The following is a 16458-nucleotide window of genomic DNA, read 5'->3' on the forward strand; positions in this document are numbered from 1 at the left end:
TCTAATGGCCATATCTCATGGCCATTTCTCATGGCCATTTCTCATAGTCTTTGCTCATGGCCATGACTAAAGGCCACTACATATGGTGCAGGCTGTCCCGGTATGGGCTGCCCTTAACCAGACCCTACCGATGAATCTGGCACTTGCTTGCGATGATATCGATCGCTCCAGTTAATTCAGGGCCCCGGTCTGCGCTTTTTCTTTAGCCTGGCCCAGCGCCACATCTTGCTCCTGCCGCTTTGCCAGCCCTTTCAACGCACCCAGGGAATGCAAATGCGCATAAATCCAGGCAAGCTCGCCGCTTTTGAACAACCGATATACCTGTTCCTGGTCGACGTCCCGCAACCGGGCTTCATCAATCACATATAAGCCATCGAGGCGCACCGGCTTGCCGTTACCCGCAATCACCTGAATATTGAAAGGCTTGAAGAGCCCCGCCGCGCTGAGCTGCCGACAAAATTCACGCGTGCGCTCGCACGAGGCTTCGTAGTGCTCAAGAAACCGCAGTATCTCGTTCAGCGCTTTGCTGTTTTCGCCTCGATCATCGAACAGCGGCTCACCCTCTTCTTCAGAAAAGTGCGAGGCTTCGAAATCGATACAAACCGTCTCTCCATCTTTCATGGCAAAGGGGTAGCGGCGGATAAAGGCCGGCACATAGCTCCCGCGCCATCTACCCTCTTCATCCACCAGCCCATGGCCATGGTTGCTCAACGACAGTAAGGCCAGCGGCGAATACCGCTTCGCATCACTGCAGCTAAACAGAATTGGGAGATCGCGGCTGGCTTCAAAGAACTCCACGCCCGTCAGCGGAACTGAATTGACCGCAATCGAAAAGCGATAATTACTGCATGGGGAAAACTTGAGATTTCGATGACTTTCCCGGTGCAGCGCGACCAGCCCGCGATAGAACAGCAGTTCGCTCATCCACTTATGCTCCGGAAGTATATAAATATACTTTTATCTTCTAATTAGGCAGGAAAATTCTTTTTTAAGGATACAGACTTTCTAGCCAATTTTTCTCTTAATTTATCCCTTTTTCACACCGCGGGTAATCAAAAAATACCGGATCTTTCCCTCGCGCGGATTAAAGTCAGGATAGGCATGAGCTTACGATTGACTGATAACATGGCGGGATTACACGCCAACCCCCGACCTTGCGGATTCTTCCAGTCCACAGATCCACAGACTGCCTCGAGCCATATTCAGACCACACCACCTTGCCTCAGCACCTTTTCACGAATTGCCTTCATCTAACCGCCCTCTCCCATTCTGCCTGTTACATTCTCCCACCTGCCGTTTCAGCCTCTCAGCCCACACTCAAGACAAGGTCTGTAATACTCAACCAGACTGACTCCTCGAATGGCGTTCAGCAAGCTCGCAACAGCATAGTTTTAACAGCCTTGCGCATATTTCATTTACAGTGCCGCCAATGAATGCCAGCACTTCTACTCAACTAGCGGCGCAACTGAGGGCGCAATTCTGGACGAGAACGTGAATGTGGGCGTGGGCGTGGGCGTGGGCGTGGGCGTGGGCGTGGGCGTGGGCGTGGGCGTGGGCGTGGGCGTGGGCGTGGGCGTGGGCGTGGGCGTGGGCGTGGGCGTGGGCAAAATTATGATGCTGCGGTAAACCCTGGCTGGGCTTCAATTGGCGGGCAAAGTCCCCATTCCCCCTAGCACCGGCGCTTTGTTAGCTGGATGTGCAGTTTAACCTCAAAGGTGAAAACGCCGCCCTAGGCTCGCCAGGCTGCAAGTGACGGGCAGCGTTCACCAGCCAGCATTAAAACCGGCTATGACTTTGTGTTAGAAATAGCTACAGCAGTAATCTGTAACTGCATAAATCTTGAGTTTGAAGCTTGAGTTGGCTGGCACTTCAAACGATTCCCCGGCAGCTACTTTCTTCCAGCCCTCTCCCGGCAGCTGGACCTCAAGATCTCCCGCCAGGATTTCCATCAGCTCCTTCGCCTCTGTGCCAAATTCGTAATCACCGGGCAACATGATACCCAATGTCTTGTGTGAACCATCGGCAAAATGCACAGACCTGCTTGTCACTTTACCGTCAAAGTAGATATTGGCTTCGCGGGTAATGGTTACATCAGTAAATTGCGACATGTTAAATAAACTCCTTCTGTATTTTGAAAATATAACGATGCTGGATTGCGCTCACTTTTGCTTGTGATTGCTATCGGGTGATATAAAGCGGGCTGATTCATAAGCTTCCGCCCACTCGCTTACAGCACACAGCCTGACACGCTTGCCGCAGGTCAACGCCCTGCCCAACAACCGCCCAACAATCTGTCCAACATCTAGCCCAACACGGAAGCAAACACTCAGCTCTCATATCGTCTTTCCGGTGTAAGCTTCCGCACATCGGCGACACTGGCGGTTTATTTACAACCCCCTCAGCAACCCAGCTAGCGGCGACCAATGCCGCAAAACTCACTGAGGTTTTGCAGCCACGTCGGCCACCATGGGCGGCTCGAAACCACGAGCCATCGTAACGGCAACCAGTCACCACCAATCCCTGTGTCAGCATGCAGGCGATACGACTTTGCGTCACGCATATGGGCCCATAAAAAAAGCCGCAGCGTTTCCGCTGCGGCTTTTATGCTTCAGATCAAGAGCAAGTATTACTCGATGATCTTGGCTACCACGCCGGCGCCAACGGTACGGCCGCCTTCGCGGATCGCGAAGCGCAGACCATCTTCCATGGCGATCGGTGCGATCAGGGTAACGGTCATCTGGACGTTGTCGCCCGGCATTACCATCTCGGTACCTTCCGGCAGCTCACACGCACCAGTTACGTCGGTGGTACGGAAGTAGAACTGCGGACGGTAGCCCTTGAAGAACGGGGTGTGACGACCACCTTCGTCCTTGGACAGTACGTACACTTCCGCTTCGAACTTGGTGTGCGGGGTGATGGAGCCCGGCTTGGCCAGTACCTGACCACGCTCTACGTCGTCACGCTTGGTGCCGCGCAGCAGGGCGCCGATGTTCTCACCAGCACGACCTTCGTCGAGCAGCTTGCGGAACATTTCAACACCAGTACAGGTAGTGGTGGTGGTTTCACGAATACCGACGATTTCGATTTCGTCGCCAGTCTTGATGATGCCACGCTCTACACGACCGGTTACTACAGTACCGCGACCAGAGATGGAGAATACGTCTTCGATCGGCATCAGGAACGGCTGATCTACGGCGCGCTCCGGCTCCGGGATGTACTCGTCCAGGGTTTCAACCAGCTTCTTAACAGCGGTGGTACCCATTTCGTTGTCGTCTTCGCCGTTCAGGGCCATCAGAGCGGAACCGGTGATGATCGGAGTGTCGTCACCCGGGAACTCGTACTGGTCCAGAAGTTCGCGAACTTCCATTTCAACCAGCTCGAGCAGCTCTTCGTCGTCCACCATGTCGGCTTTGTTCAGGAATACCACGATGTAAGGTACACCTACCTGACGGGACAGCAGGATGTGCTCGCGGGTCTGCGGCATGGGGCCGTCAGCTGCGGAACAAACCAGGATAGCGCCATCCATCTGCGCAGCACCAGTGATCATGTTCTTTACGTAGTCAGCGTGGCCGGGGCAGTCAACGTGCGCGTAGTGGCGAGTCGGGGACTCGTACTCTACGTGAGAGGTGGCGATGGTAATACCACGCTCACGCTCTTCCGGCGCATTGTCGATACCGTCGAAAGCAACGGCCGCACCGCCCCACACTTCTGAACAAACGCGGGTCAGAGCTGCAGTCAGGGTGGTTTTGCCGTGGTCAACGTGACCGATGGTGCCCACGTTTACGTGGGGCTTGGAACGTTCAAACTTTTCTTTTCCCATTTTCAGGATCCTCTAACTAAAAAGTTTTAAAGATGCTAAAGCTTAAGCTTTGGTTTTTGCGATGATCTCATCGGCAACGTTTTTAGGCGCTTCCGCGTACTTCAGGAACTCCATGGTGTAGGTGGCGCGGCCCTGAGTGGCCGAACGCAGGTCGGTGGCGTAGCCGAACATTTCGGCCAGCGGCACTTCTGCGTTAATCACCTTGCCGGAAGCACTGTCTTCCATGCCCTGGATCAGGCCGCGACGACGGTTGAGGTCGCCAACCACATCACCCATGTTCTCTTCCGGAGTAACCACTTCCACTTTCATCATCGGCTCGAGCAGGACTGCACCGCCCACCTGAGCCAGCTTCTTGGTAGCCATGGAAGCGGCGATTTTAAACGCCATTTCGTTGGAGTCCACATCGTGGAAGGAGCCGTCGTACAGTGTTGCTTTCAGGCCCAGCAGCGGGTAGCCCGCCAGTACACCATTCTGCATCTGCTCTTCGATACCCTTCTGTACCGCCGGAATGTATTCCTTCGGTACCACACCGCCAACGATGGCATTTTCAAACTCGAGGCCTTCCTGCGACTCGTCTTCGGCCGGCTCGAACTTCACCCATACGTGACCGTACTGACCGCGACCACCGGACTGACGAACGAACTTGCCTTCGATTTCAGTGGTGTTGCGGATGGTTTCACGATAAGCCACCTGCGGCTTACCGATGTTCGCCTCGACGTTGAACTCACGACGCATACGATCAACGATGATGTCCAGGTGCAGCTCGCCCATACCGGAGATAATGGTCTGGCCAGTTTCCTCGTCGGTCTTGACGCGGAAAGACGGGTCTTCCTGAGCCAGCTTGCCCAGCGCGATACCCATTTTTTCCTGGTCCGGCTTGGACTTCGGCTCAACCGCCACGGAAATTACCGGCTCGGGGAATTCCATGCGCTCGAGAACGATCTTCGCGTCTTCGGCACACAGGGTGTCACCAGTGGTCACGTCCTTCAGGCCGATGGCCGCAGCGATATCACCCGCCAGTACTTCCTTGATTTCCTTACGGTCGTTGGAGTGCATCTGCACCATCCGGCCGACACGCTCTTTCTTCATTTTCACGGAGTTGTATACCGCGGTGCCGCTCTCCAGCTTGCCGGAGTAGACGCGGAAGAAAGTCAGGGTTCCAACGAAGGGGTCGGTGGCGATTTTGAACGCCAGCGCGGCGAAAGGCGCGTTGTCGTCGGCTTGACGGGTCTCGATGGTTTCACCATCGTCCAGGGTTCCTTCGATCGCCTTAACTTCGGTCGGCGCCGGCAGGTATTCGATAACCGCGTCCAGCATCGCCTGTACGCCCTTGTTCTTGAACGCAGAACCGCCAAGAACCGGTACGATTTCGTTGGCCAGGGTACGCTGACGGATTGCTGCCTTGATTTCCTCTTCGGTCAGCTCACCATCTTCCAGGTATTTTTCCATCAGCTCTTCGCTGGCTTCCGCGGCCGCCTCAACCAGGAACTCGCGCATTTCTTCGCACTCATCCTGCATATCGGCCGGAATGTCGGCGTAGTCGAAAGTCATACCCATGTCTTCTTCGTTCCACAGGATGGCTTTCATCTTGACCAGGTCGACAACGCCTTTGAACTCGTCCTCGGCGCCGATGGTCATCTGCAGCGGTACTGCAGTGGCGTTCAGACGGGTTTTCAGCTGACCGACTACCTTGCGGAAGTCCGCGCCGGCGCGGTCCATCTTGTTGACGAAGACCATACGCGGAACTTCGTACTTGTTGGCCTGGCGCCATACGGTCTCGGTCTGCGGCTGTACACCGGAAGAACCACACAGAACCACGACTGCGCCGTCGAGTACGCGCAGGGAGCGCTCTACTTCGATGGTGAAGTCAACGTGTCCGGGGGTGTCGATAATGTTGACGCGGTGCTGCGGGAACTGCTGCTGCATGCCGGCCCAGAAACAGGTGGTTGCCGCAGAGGTGATGGTGATACCACGCTCCTGCTCCTGTTCCATCCAGTCCATGGTGGCGGCGCCTTCGTGCACCTCACCGATTTTGTGGGACAGGCCCGTGTAGAAGAGTACGCGCTCGGTGGTCGTGGTCTTACCGGCATCTACGTGGGCGCAGATACCGATATTGCGATAGCGTTCGATAGGCGTTTTACGTGCCACAGTTGTATCCTCGATATAACGGCAAAAGGCAGCCAGGGAATGTTCCCACGCTGCCTTTCGGTATTAATGTCTCACGCTGTTTTTCAGCAATTTGAAAAAAGTCATGAGGCTTAGAAGCGGTAGTGAGAGAACGCCTTGTTGGCTTCCGCCATGCGGTGTACATCTTCACGCTTCTTAACCGCGCCACCCTTGTTCTGGGAAGCGTCGATCATTTCGTTGGCCAGGCGCTGAGACATGGATTTTTCGCCGCGCTTGCGGGAGAACTCCACCAGCCAGCGCATTGCCAGCGCCATACGGCGGGCGGGACGCACTTCAACCGGCACCTGATAGGTCGCACCACCAACGCGGCGGGATTTTACTTCCACCATGGGGGCGATATTTTCCAGGGACTCTTCGAATACTTCGATGGGGTCTTTGTTCAGTTTTTCTGAAACCTGGTCCAGGGCACCGTAAACGATGCTCTCGGCTACAGATTTTTTGCCGCTGATCATGACATGGTTCATGAACTTGGCCAGGGTGACATTCCCGAACTTAGGATCGGGCAGTACTTCGCGTTTAGCGACTACTCGTCTTCTTGGCATTGTAATTGCCTCTCTTCAGGGTTGCTCTGAGACGCCGCCGTAAAAATACAAATCGGCGAGCTCAGCCTTACTCCGGTTGGAAACCGAAACGCATTGGGTCAAATAAGGGGTAAACCTTACTTGGGTCGCTTGGCGCCGTACTTGGAACGGCCCTGCTTGCGATCGTTTACGCCGGCACAGTCCAGTGCACCGCGTACAGTGTGGTAACGCACACCCGGCAGGTCTTTTACACGACCGCCGCGAATCAGTACCACGCTGTGCTCCTGCAGGTTGTGACCCTCACCACCGATGTACGAAGTTACTTCGTAGCCGTTGGTCAGGCGTACACGGCAAACCTTACGCAGTGCAGAGTTCGGCTTCTTCGGTGTAGTGGTGTACACGCGAGTGCAAACTCCACGACGCTGAGGGCTGGCCTGCAGAGCGGGAACGTCGCTTTTTTCGACTTTGCGTTTTCTCGGCTTACGAACCAACTGGTTGATCGTTGCCATTAAAAATCACTCCAAAATAAAACGCCCCCACCTCTGACAGTGAGGGCCAATCGTCAGTGTATGTCGCCCGGGCACGCAAACGCGCTCACCAGACGGCACACCCCATATGCGGGGGCCGCATTCTATAGCCGGCCATCCCGCGAGTCAATCGACATATTTGTGAGTGCTCACTCATGCCGACACCCATGGTATTGGCCCCGCATCAACTGCAGGGCCTCCAGGTGGCGGGGCTCACACCCCGCTACCGGGATTACTCCCCGGAGGACTTCAGCGCCTCGGTCAGTGCTGCCTCTACTTCCGCGGCAGACGGGCCTTCGGCGTAACCTTCGGTCAACTGCAGGCTGCGCTTGCGCTTGCGCTCCAGGTGGTGCGCCAGGCCGGTACCCGCCGGAATCAGGCGGCCAACCACCACGTTTTCCTTCAGGCCGCGCAGGCTGTCTTCCTTGCCGGTCACCGCCGCCTCGGTCAGTACGCGGGTGGTCTCCTGGAAGGAGGCCGCGGACAGGAAGGACTCGGTGGCCAGGGACGCCTTGGTAATACCCAGCAACAGGCGTTCGAACTGCGCCGGCTGCTTGTTCTCGGCACGCAGGCGCTCGTTCTCCTCGATGACGCGCTGGTATTCAACCTGGTCGCCCTTGATGAACTCGGAATCGCCCATCTCGAGGATTTCCACCTTGCGCAGCATCTGACGCACGATCACTTCGATGTGCTTGTCGTTGATGCCTACACCCTGCAGGCGGTAAACCTCCTGAATTTCGTTGGTAATGTAGCGCGCCAATTCTTCCACGCCCTTGAGGCGCAGGATGTCGTGCGGGTTGGACGGGCCATCGGAGATCACCTCGCCCTTCTCCACCGTTTCACCCTCAAACACGGTCAGCTGACGGTGCTTGGGAATAAGAACCTCGTAGTGATCCTTGCCATTGGCCAGCGGTTTGCCGTCCTTCGGAGTGATCTGCAGGCGAACCTTGCCCTTGGTCTCTTTACCGAACGACACAGTACCGGAGATCTCGGCCAGGATGGACGGCTCCTTCGGCTTGCGCGCTTCGAACAGGTCGGCAACCCGCGGCAGACCACCGGTGATGTCCTTGGTACCGCCGGATTCCTGCGGAATACGGGCGATAACGTCACCGACGCTCACCTTGTCGCCATCTTTCAGGCTGAGGATCGCACGGGGCGGCAGTGCGTAGTGAGCCGGCGCATTGCTGTTCGCCAGGGTCAGCTCTTCACCGTTTTCATCCACCAGGGTCACGGCCGGACGCAGGTCCTTACCAGCGGACGGACGCTCGGCCGGATCGATCACCTCAATAGAGGACAGGCCGGTGATCTCGTCGGTCTGCTTGCGGATGGACAGGCCATCCTCCATGCCGGACAGCTTCACCCAGCCGGCCACCTCGGTGATGATCGGATGCGTGTGCGGGTCCCACTTGGCGACGATCTGGCCGGGGTCAACCACGGTGCCTTCGCGCACACTGATGTTGGCACCGTAAGGCAGCTTGTAGCGCTCGCGCTCGCGGCCGGCGCTGTCTGCCAGCGCCAGTTCACCGGAACGGGATACCGCCACCAGGGTGTCATTGGTGGTTTCCACCACTTTCACGTTGTGCAGCCGCACGGTACCGCCCTGCTTGACCTGGATACTGTCCGCGGCGGAGGCACGGCTCGCCGCACCACCGATGTGGAAGGTCCGCATGGTCAGCTGGGTACCCGGCTCACCAATGGACTGTGCGGCAACTACGCCGACAGACTCACCGGAGTTGGCGCGGTGGCCACGGGCCAGGTCGCGGCCATAACACTGAGAACAGATGCCGTGGGCGGTCTCACAGGTGATCGGCGAGCGCACCAGTACCTCGTCGATACCCATGCTCTCGATGCGCTCGACCCATTTCTCGTCGATCATGGTACCCGCCGGCACCGCGATCTCGTCGCTGCCAGGCTTGGTCACATCGCGGGCCACAACACGGCCCAGAATGCGGTCACCCAGAGACTCGATGACGTCACCGCCCTCGATCACCGGCGCCATGGTCAGGCCGCTGTCGGTGCCACAATCCACCTCGGTGATCACCACGTCCTGCGCCACGTCCACCAGACGGCGGGTCAGGTAACCGGAGTTGGCGGTCTTCAGAGCGGTATCCGCCAGACCCTTACGGGCACCGTGGGTAGAGATGAAGTACTGCAGTACCGACAGACCTTCACGGAAGTTCGCGGTAATGGCGTTCTCGATAATCGAGCCATCCGGACGCGCCATCAGGCCACGCATACCGGCCAGCTGGCGAATCTGCGCCTCACTACCCCGGGCTCCGGAGTCCGCGTACATGTATACGGAGTTGAAGGAATCCTGTTCGGTTTCCTTGCCCTCGCGGTCGATGACTTTCTCTTTGCGGATGCCAGCCATCATCGCCTGGGTGACTTTGTCGTTGGTGCGGGACCAGACATCGATCACCTTGTTGTACTTTTCACCGGCGGTTACCAGACCGGAGGCGAACTGGCTCTCGATCTCTTTTACTTCGTCTTCGGCAGCCGCGATCAGCTCCGCCTTGGCGGCGGGGATCTCGAAGTCGTTCACACCAATGGAGGAACCGGACTTGGTGGAGAAGTCGAAACCGGTGTACATCAGCTGGTCAGCAAAGATTACCGTCGCCTTCAGGCCCACCTTGCGGTAGCACTCGTTGAGGATGCGCGAAATGGCCTTCTTCTTCATCGGCTGGTTGACCAGCTCGAAGGGCAGGCCCTCGGGCACGATGTTCCACAGCAGCGCACGGCCAACGGTGGTGTCCTGTACCGCGGTATTCTCGCGCTTCTCGCCGTCTTCACCGACGATCACTTCGCGAATGCGCACCTTGACCTTGGCCTGCAGGCCCACCTGGCCGGCGTAGAAGGCGCGGCTCACTTCCTTGATATCGGAGAAGGCCATGCCTTCACCTTTGTCGTTTACGCGCTCGCGGGTCATCCAGTACAGACCCAGCACCACGTCCTGAGACGGCACGATGATCGGTTCACCGTTGGCGGGTGACAGGATGTTGTTGGTGGACATCATCAGGGCGCGGGATTCCAGCTGCGCCTCGATGGTCAGCGGTACGTGTACCGCCATCTGGTCACCGTCGAAGTCGGCGTTGTAGGCGGCGCAGACCAGCGGGTGCAGCTGAATGGCCTTGCCCTCAATCAGCACCGGCTCAAATGCCTGGATACCCAGACGGTGCAGGGTCGGGGCGCGGTTCAGCAGTACCGGGTGCTCGCGGATGACCTCGTCGAGGATATCCCACACTACCGCCTCTTCCCGCTCGACCATCTTCTTGGCCGCCTTGATGGTGGTGGCCAGGCCGCGGGATTCCAGCTTGCCGAAAATAAACGGCTTGAACAGCTCCAGAGCCATTTTCTTGGGCAGGCCGCACTGATGCAGGCGCAGGGTCGGGCCCACCACGATCACGGAACGGCCGGAGTAGTCGACGCGCTTACCCAGCAGGTTCTGACGGAAACGACCCTGCTTACCCTTGATCATGTCAGCCAGGGACTTCAGCGGGCGCTTGTTGGAACCGGTGATGGCGCGGCCGCGACGGCCGTTATCCAGCAGTGCGTCCACGGACTCCTGCAGCATGCGCTTTTCGTTGCGCACGATGATGTCCGGCGCATTCAGCTCCAGCAGGCGCTTCAAACGGTTGTTGCGGTTGATCACACGGCGGTACAGATCGTTCAGGTCGGAAGTCGCGAAGCGACCGCCATCCAGCGGCACCAGCGGGCGCAGATCCGGCGGCAGTACCGGCAGCGCCTGCATGATCATCCACTCCGGGTTATTACCGGACTTGTAGAAGGCTTCCAGGAGCTTCAGACGCTTGGACAGCTTCTTGATCTTGGTCTCGGAATTGGTGGCCGGGATCTCTTCGCGCAGGCGCTGAATCTCGGACGGCAGGTCGATGTCGTGCATCAGTTCCTGGATCGCCTCGGCACCCATCTTGGCCTCGAACTCATCGGCGAATTCTTCCATCGCTTCAAAGTACTGCTCATCGTTGAGCAGCTGGCCGCGCTCCAGAGTCGTCATGCCCGGATCGGTGACCACATAGGATTCGAAGTACAGAACCCGCTCGATATCGCGCAGGGTCATGTCCAGCAGCAGACCGATACGGGACGGCAGTGACTTCAGGAACCAGATGTGCGCAACCGGGCTCGCCAGTTCGATATGACCCATGCGTTCGCGACGCACCTTGGCCTTGGTTACTTCCACGCCGCACTTCTCGCAGATGATGCCGCGGTGCTTCATGCGCTTGTACTTGCCGCACAGGCACTCGTAGTCCTTGACCGGGCCGAAGATCTTGGCGCAGAACAGACCTTCACGCTCGGGCTTGAAGGTACGGTAGTTGATGGTCTCCGGCTTTTTCACTTCGCCGTAGGACCAGGACCGGATCATGTCCGGGGACGCCAGACCGATGCGGATGGCGTCAAACTCTTCCAGGTGCTCCTGGGCTTTCACCAGGTTTAACAAATCTTTCAAGGCCTTTCCTCCACTTGAGGTAGTCAACCCGGCCTCAGCCGGGCCCGCCGGCATCCCGTTACCCTGGGATTGCCGGCATTCTATTGCTATCGCCTGTCAGCAGGCGCTCACACCGCTACGGGTCAGTCGTGTTCCAGCTCGAAGTTCATGCCGAGCGCACGGATTTCCTTGACCAGTACGTTGAAGGATTCCGGCATGCCGGGCTCCATGCGGTGGTCGGAGTCCACGATGTTCTTGTACATCTTGGTCCGGCCTTCCACGTCATCGGATTTGACCGTGAGCATTTCCTGCAGGGTGTAGGCGGCGCCGTACGCCTCCAGTGCCCAGACCTCCATCTCACCGAAGCGCTGACCACCGAACTGCGCCTTACCGCCCAGCGGTTGCTGGGTGACCAGGCTGTAGGAACCGGTGGAACGGGCGTGCATCTTGTCGTCCACCAGGTGGTTCAGCTTCAGCATATACATGTAGCCCACGGTAACCGGACGCTCGAATGCATCACCGGTGCGGCCGTCGTACAGGGTGATCTGACCGGAGTCGGGCACATCCGCCAGACGCAGGAGCTTTTTGATCTCGCCTTCGTCGGCACCGTCGAAGACCGGAGTCGCCATCGGCACGCCCTTGCGCAGGTTCTCGGCCATGGCCAGCACTTCCTCGTCGGTGAGCTGATCCAGGTCTTCGTGACGGCCGCCGGTGGAGTTGTAGACCTCACCCAGGAAACCGCGGAATTTCTCCGCCTCCTGCTTCTCCTTGACCATGCGATCAATCTTGACGCCCAGGCCTTTGGCGGCCATACCCAGGTGCATTTCCAGAACCTGGCCCACGTTCATACGCGATGGTACGCCCAGCGGGTTGAGAACGATGTCCACCGGCTCGCCGGTTTCGTCGTAGGGCATATCTTCCACGGGCTTGATCACGGAGATCACGCCCTTGTTGCCGTGGCGACCAGCCATCTTGTCGCCGGGCTGAATGCGGCGCTTGATCGCCAGGTACACCTTGACGATTTTCAGCACACCCGGAGCCAGGTCGTCGCCGGACTCCAGTTTCTTTTTCTTGTCTTCGAACTGCTCGTCGAGCAGCTTGCGGCGCTCCTTGAGCTGGGCTTCGGCCTTTTCGAGCTGTTCGTTGAGGCTCTCTTCCGCCATGCGCAGCTTGAACCAGTCCTCGCGCGGCAACTTTTCCAGAACTTCCGCGGACAGCTCGTCGCCTTTCTTGACGCCCTTGCCACCAGCGACTTTCTGACCCTGCAGGGCAGCCTGCAGGCGCTCGAAAGTGGCGGCCTCGACGATGCGGAATTCCTCGTTGAGGTCCTTGCGCACCTGGTCCAGCTGGGCCTTCTCGATATCCAGGGAGCGCTGGTCTTTCTGCAGACCATCGCGGGTGAAGACCTGCACATCGATAACGGTGCCGCGAGTGCCGCTGGGCGCGCGCAGGGAGGTGTCCTTCACGTCGGACGCCTTCTCGCCGAAGATGGCGCGCAGCAGTTTTTCTTCCGGTGTCAGCTGGGCTTCACCTTTCGGCGTCACCTTGCCCACCAGAATATCGCCGGCGCCCACTTCCGCACCGATGTAGACGATGCCGGACTCATCCAGCTTGTTCAGCGCCGACTCGCCCACATTGGGGATGTCCGCGGTGATTTCCTCGCTGCCCAACTTGGTATCGCGGGCGATACAGGTCAGCTCCTGAATGTGGATGGTGGTGAAGCGATCTTCCTGCACCACACGCTCGGAGATGAGGATGGAGTCCTCAAAGTTGTAACCGTTCCAGGGCATAAACGCGATGCGCATATTCTGGCCCAGCGCCAGCTCACCCAGGTCCACGGACGGACCGTCGGCGAGGATGTCACCGCGGGCAACCACGTCACCGGTCTTAACGATGGGGCGCTGGTTGATGCAGGTGTTCTGGTTGGAGCGGGTGTACTTGGTCAGACCGTAGAGATCGACACCGGCCTCGCCAGCTTCCACCTCGTCGTCGTGAACACGCACCACCACGCGGCTGGCATCGACACGCTCGATCACACCACCGCGACGGGCAACCACACACACGCCGGAGTCGCGCGCCACGGTGCGCTCCATGCCGGTGCCTACCAACGGCTTTTCGGCACGCAGGGTCGGTACGGCCTGACGCTGCATGTTCGAGCCCATCAATGCGCGGTTGGCATCGTCGTGCTCCAGGAACGGAATCATCGCCGCCGCCACGGACACCACCTGCTTGGCGGAGACGTCCATGTACTGAATTTCCGACGGGCCCTTGAGGCTGAACTCGTTCTTGTAACGAACGCTGACCAGCTCATCGGTGAAGCGGCCGTTCTCGTCCACCGCTGCCGACGCCTGGGCGATCACGTAGTTGGCTTCGTTGATCGCGGACAGGTATTCGGTCTCGTCGGTGACCTGACCGTCCACCACCTTGCGGTACGGGCTTTCCAGGAAGCCGTAGTGGTTGGCGCGGGCGTAGGTGGCCAGTGAGTTGATCAGACCGATGTTCGGACCTTCCGGTGTTTCAATCGGGCACACGCGGCCGTAGTGGGTCGGGTGAACGTCGCGCACCTCAAAGCCGGCGCGCTCGCGGGTCAGACCGCCCGGGCCGAGTGCGGATACACGACGCTTGTGGGTCACTTCCGACAGCGGGTTGTTCTGATCCATAAACTGGGACAGCTGCGAGGAACCGAAAAATTCCTTCACGGCCGCTGCCACCGGCTTGGCGTTGATCAGGTCCTGCGGCATCAGGCCTTCGCTCTCGGCCATGGACAGGCGCTCTTTGACCGCGCGCTCTACCCGCACCAGGCCAACGCGGAACTGGTTTTCAGCCATCTCGCCAACGGAGCGCACACGGCGGTTACCGAGGTGGTCGATATCGTCGACCATGCCATTGCCGTTGCGGATTTCCACCAGGGTCTTGAGGACATCGACGATGTCCTCCTTGCTCAGAGTGCCGGGACCGGTTTCGTCCTCGCGCCCCAGGCGACGGTTGAACTTCATCCGCCCTACCGCAGACAGGTCATAGCGCTCGTCGGTGAAGAACAGGTTTTCAAACAAGGACTCGGCAGATTCCTTGGTCGGCGGCTCGCCGGGGCGCATCATGCGGTAAATTTCTACCAGCGCCTCGAGCTGCGTGCGCGAGGGCTCGCTGCGCAGGGTATCGGAGATAAACGGCCCGCGGTCGAGGTCGTTGGTGTACAACGTCTCGATGCTCTTAATGTTCAGCGCGCGCAGCTTGCCGATCACCTCTTCGGTGATTTCGGTATTACATTCCACGGCCACTTCGCCGGTGGAATCGTCGATCACGTCATGGGCCAGAACACGGCCGTAGAGGTAATCCAGCGGCGCGTCCAGTCGATCAACAGCGGCTTTTTCCAGCTGGCGGATATGACGCGGGGTAATCCGACGCCCCTCTTCGACAATCACCTTGCCCTTGCCATCCTTGATATCAAAGGAGGCAACATCACCGCGCAGGCGCGATGGAATCAGCTCAAGGCTGACAGAGTCATCGTGCAGCTCGAACTTGCTGGTGTCGAAGAACATGTCGAGCATTTCTTCGGAGCTGTAACCGAGCGCGCGCAGCAGAATGGTCGCCGGCAGCTTGCGGCGACGGTCGATACGCACATAGACGAGATCCTTCGGATCGAACTCGAAGTCGAGCCAGGAGCCGCGGTAAGGGATTACCCGCGCGGCGTACAGCAGCTTGCCGGAAGAGTGAGTCTTGCCCTTGTCATGATCAAAGAACACACCCGGGGAACGGTGCAGCTGGGAGACGATCACGCGCTCGGTACCATTGATCACAAAGGTACCGTTTTCGGTCATGAGCGGAATTTCGCCCATGTAGACTTCCTGCTCTTTGATGTCCTTGATGGACTTGTTGGCAGATTCCTTATCGTAAATGATCAGCCGCACGCGCACGCGCAGCGGACACGCATAGGTGACACCGCGCAGCGTACACTCCTGCACATCGAATGCCGGTTTGCCCAGCGTATAGCTCACAAACTCCAGCGCGGCATTGCCGGAGTAGCTAACAATTGGAAATACGGACTTAAACGCCGCTTGCAGTCCGACATCCAGTCGGTCGTCAGGGCGAGAGTCGGCCTGTGTGAATTTGCGATAAGAATCCAGCTGTATCGCAAGCAGGAAAGGCACGTCCATGACCTTTGGCAGTTTGCCAAAATCCTTGCGGATGCGTTTTTTCTCAGTGTATGAGTAAGCCATTCATATTCCCCAGCTTGATCAGTGACAAGACTTCAGTGGAACCCCGGCCGGCTGACCGGCGATACGGGGCTCTCCCGGGTGAGAAGTCTCTGACCAGTGCAGCGCGCTACACTGATCGGAAACCTCTCCATAATCCGGCGCTTTTCAGTCGCGTCCGGTGTGCGTTAAGGTGCTACTAGGCCGCTGGACTGCCTCAGCGACAGTGGCGCGGAAAAACACCTAGGCCGAAAACGGCAAAAAGGCCGGCGGACAAATGCCCACCAGCCTTGCCGCTGACCGCCGGTCAAACCGACGGACAGCGGAGATGCGCAACAGCCGAATTACTTCAGCTCTACAGTTGCGCCAGCTTCTTCCAGCTGCTTCTTCGCGTCTTCGGCTTCGTCCTTGCTCACGCCTTCTTTCAGCGGGCTCGGAGCGCCGTCGACCAGCGCCTTGGCTTCTTTCAGGCCCAGGCCGGTGATGCCGCGAACAACCTTGATCACGTTGACTTTCTTCTCGCCGGCAGAAGCCAGGATTACGTCAAACTCGTCCTTCTCTTCTGCAGCAGCTTCGCCGCCAGCCGGACCAGCAACAACAGCAGCAGCCGCAGTTACGCCGAACTTCTCTTCCATTGCCTCGATCAGCTCGACAACGTCCTTAACGGACATTTCAGCAACAGCATTGATGATATCTTCTTTAGTCAGAGACATTTGTCAGTACCTGATTTGGTTGAGCAGTCGCCTGCTCGAAATTTGATTGAAAACCA

General features: G+C 58.2%; 10 protein-coding genes. 1 reads left to right on the top strand and 9 read right to left on the bottom strand.

Annotation, left to right across the window (positions count from 1 at the left end):
- Nucleotides 1-171: 171 nt before the first annotated feature.
- Nucleotides 172-924 (bottom strand): SapC family protein, encoded by a 753-nt coding sequence (locus ABEA58_RS08380; protein WP_345550563.1) that lies wholly within the window; start codon nucleotides 922-924, stop codon nucleotides 172-174.
- 567 nt (nucleotides 925-1491) lie between these two features.
- On the opposite strand from ABEA58_RS08380, the gene ABEA58_RS08385 reads away from it, so the two are divergent.
- Nucleotides 1492-1626, top strand: a complete 135-nt coding sequence (locus tag ABEA58_RS08385) for a hypothetical protein (protein ID WP_345550565.1) — start codon at nucleotides 1492-1494, stop codon at nucleotides 1624-1626.
- 173 nt (nucleotides 1627-1799) lie between these two features.
- Here the strand turns inward: ABEA58_RS08385 and ppnP are convergent, their stop codons facing one another.
- The 8 genes from ppnP to rplL all read right to left on the bottom strand — a co-directional run bounded on the left by ppnP (nucleotide 1800) and on the right by rplL (nucleotide 16402).
- Entirely contained in the window at nucleotides 1800-2108 is a 309-nt protein-coding gene (ppnP, locus tag ABEA58_RS08390) for a pyrimidine/purine nucleoside phosphorylase (protein ID WP_345550567.1), read from the bottom strand.
- A 518-nt stretch (nucleotides 2109-2626) separates the two neighbouring features.
- Nucleotides 2627-3820: an elongation factor Tu gene (gene tuf / locus ABEA58_RS08395; protein WP_345550569.1), complete on the bottom strand. Its 1194-nt coding sequence runs from the start codon at nucleotides 3818-3820 to the stop codon at nucleotides 2627-2629.
- A gap of 42 nt (nucleotides 3821-3862) precedes the next feature.
- Complete coding sequence (gene fusA / locus ABEA58_RS08400; protein WP_345550571.1) at nucleotides 3863-5968, bottom strand: elongation factor G; 2106 nt, start codon at nucleotides 5966-5968, stop codon at nucleotides 3863-3865.
- Between the two features lie 110 nt (nucleotides 5969-6078).
- Nucleotides 6079-6549, bottom strand: a complete 471-nt coding sequence (gene rpsG, locus ABEA58_RS08405) for a 30S ribosomal protein S7 (protein WP_345550572.1) — start codon at nucleotides 6547-6549, stop codon at nucleotides 6079-6081.
- A 116-nt stretch (nucleotides 6550-6665) separates the two neighbouring features.
- The gene (gene rpsL, locus ABEA58_RS08410) at nucleotides 6666-7037 is read right to left on the bottom strand and encodes a 30S ribosomal protein S12 (RefSeq protein ID WP_067087076.1); all 372 of its coding nucleotides are present in this window, start codon (nucleotides 7035-7037) and stop codon (nucleotides 6666-6668) included.
- A gap of 250 nt (nucleotides 7038-7287) precedes the next feature.
- Complete coding sequence (rpoC, locus tag ABEA58_RS08415) at nucleotides 7288-11517, bottom strand: DNA-directed RNA polymerase subunit beta' (RefSeq protein ID WP_345550576.1); 4230 nt, start codon at nucleotides 11515-11517, stop codon at nucleotides 7288-7290.
- 122 nt (nucleotides 11518-11639) lie between these two features.
- Nucleotides 11640-15713, bottom strand: coding sequence for a DNA-directed RNA polymerase subunit beta (gene rpoB, locus ABEA58_RS08420; RefSeq protein ID WP_345550578.1), 4074 nt, complete (start codon nucleotides 15711-15713; stop codon nucleotides 11640-11642).
- Nucleotides 15714-16033: 320 nt separating this feature from the next.
- Nucleotides 16034-16402: a 50S ribosomal protein L7/L12 gene (gene rplL / locus ABEA58_RS08425; protein ID WP_345550580.1), complete on the bottom strand. Its 369-nt coding sequence runs from the start codon at nucleotides 16400-16402 to the stop codon at nucleotides 16034-16036.
- Nucleotides 16403-16458 lie beyond the last annotated feature (56 nt).

Source organism: Microbulbifer aestuariivivens (assembly GCF_039545115.1).
GTDB lineage: Bacteria > Pseudomonadota > Gammaproteobacteria > Pseudomonadales > Cellvibrionaceae > Microbulbifer > Microbulbifer aestuariivivens.

Excerpts from the sequence above, each read along its gene's own strand:
- ABEA58_RS08380 (WP_345550563.1), bottom strand. The coding sequence starts at position 924 with ATGAGCGAACTGCTGTTCTATCGCGGGCTGGTCGCGCTGCACCGGGAA.
- ppnP (WP_345550567.1), bottom strand. The coding sequence starts at position 2,108 with ATGTCGCAATTTACTGATGTAACCATTACCCGCGAAGCCAATATCTAC.
- tuf (WP_345550569.1), bottom strand. The coding sequence starts at position 3,820 with ATGGGAAAAGAAAAGTTTGAACGTTCCAAGCCCCACGTAAACGTGGGC.
- rpsG (WP_345550572.1), bottom strand. The coding sequence starts at position 6,549 with ATGCCAAGAAGACGAGTAGTCGCTAAACGCGAAGTACTGCCCGATCCT.
- rpsL (WP_067087076.1), bottom strand. The coding sequence starts at position 7,037 with ATGGCAACGATCAACCAGTTGGTTCGTAAGCCGAGAAAACGCAAAGTC.
- rpoB (WP_345550578.1), bottom strand. The coding sequence starts at position 15,713 with ATGGCTTACTCATACACTGAGAAAAAACGCATCCGCAAGGATTTTGGC.
- rplL (WP_345550580.1), bottom strand. The coding sequence starts at position 16,402 with ATGTCTCTGACTAAAGAAGATATCATCAATGCTGTTGCTGAAATGTCC.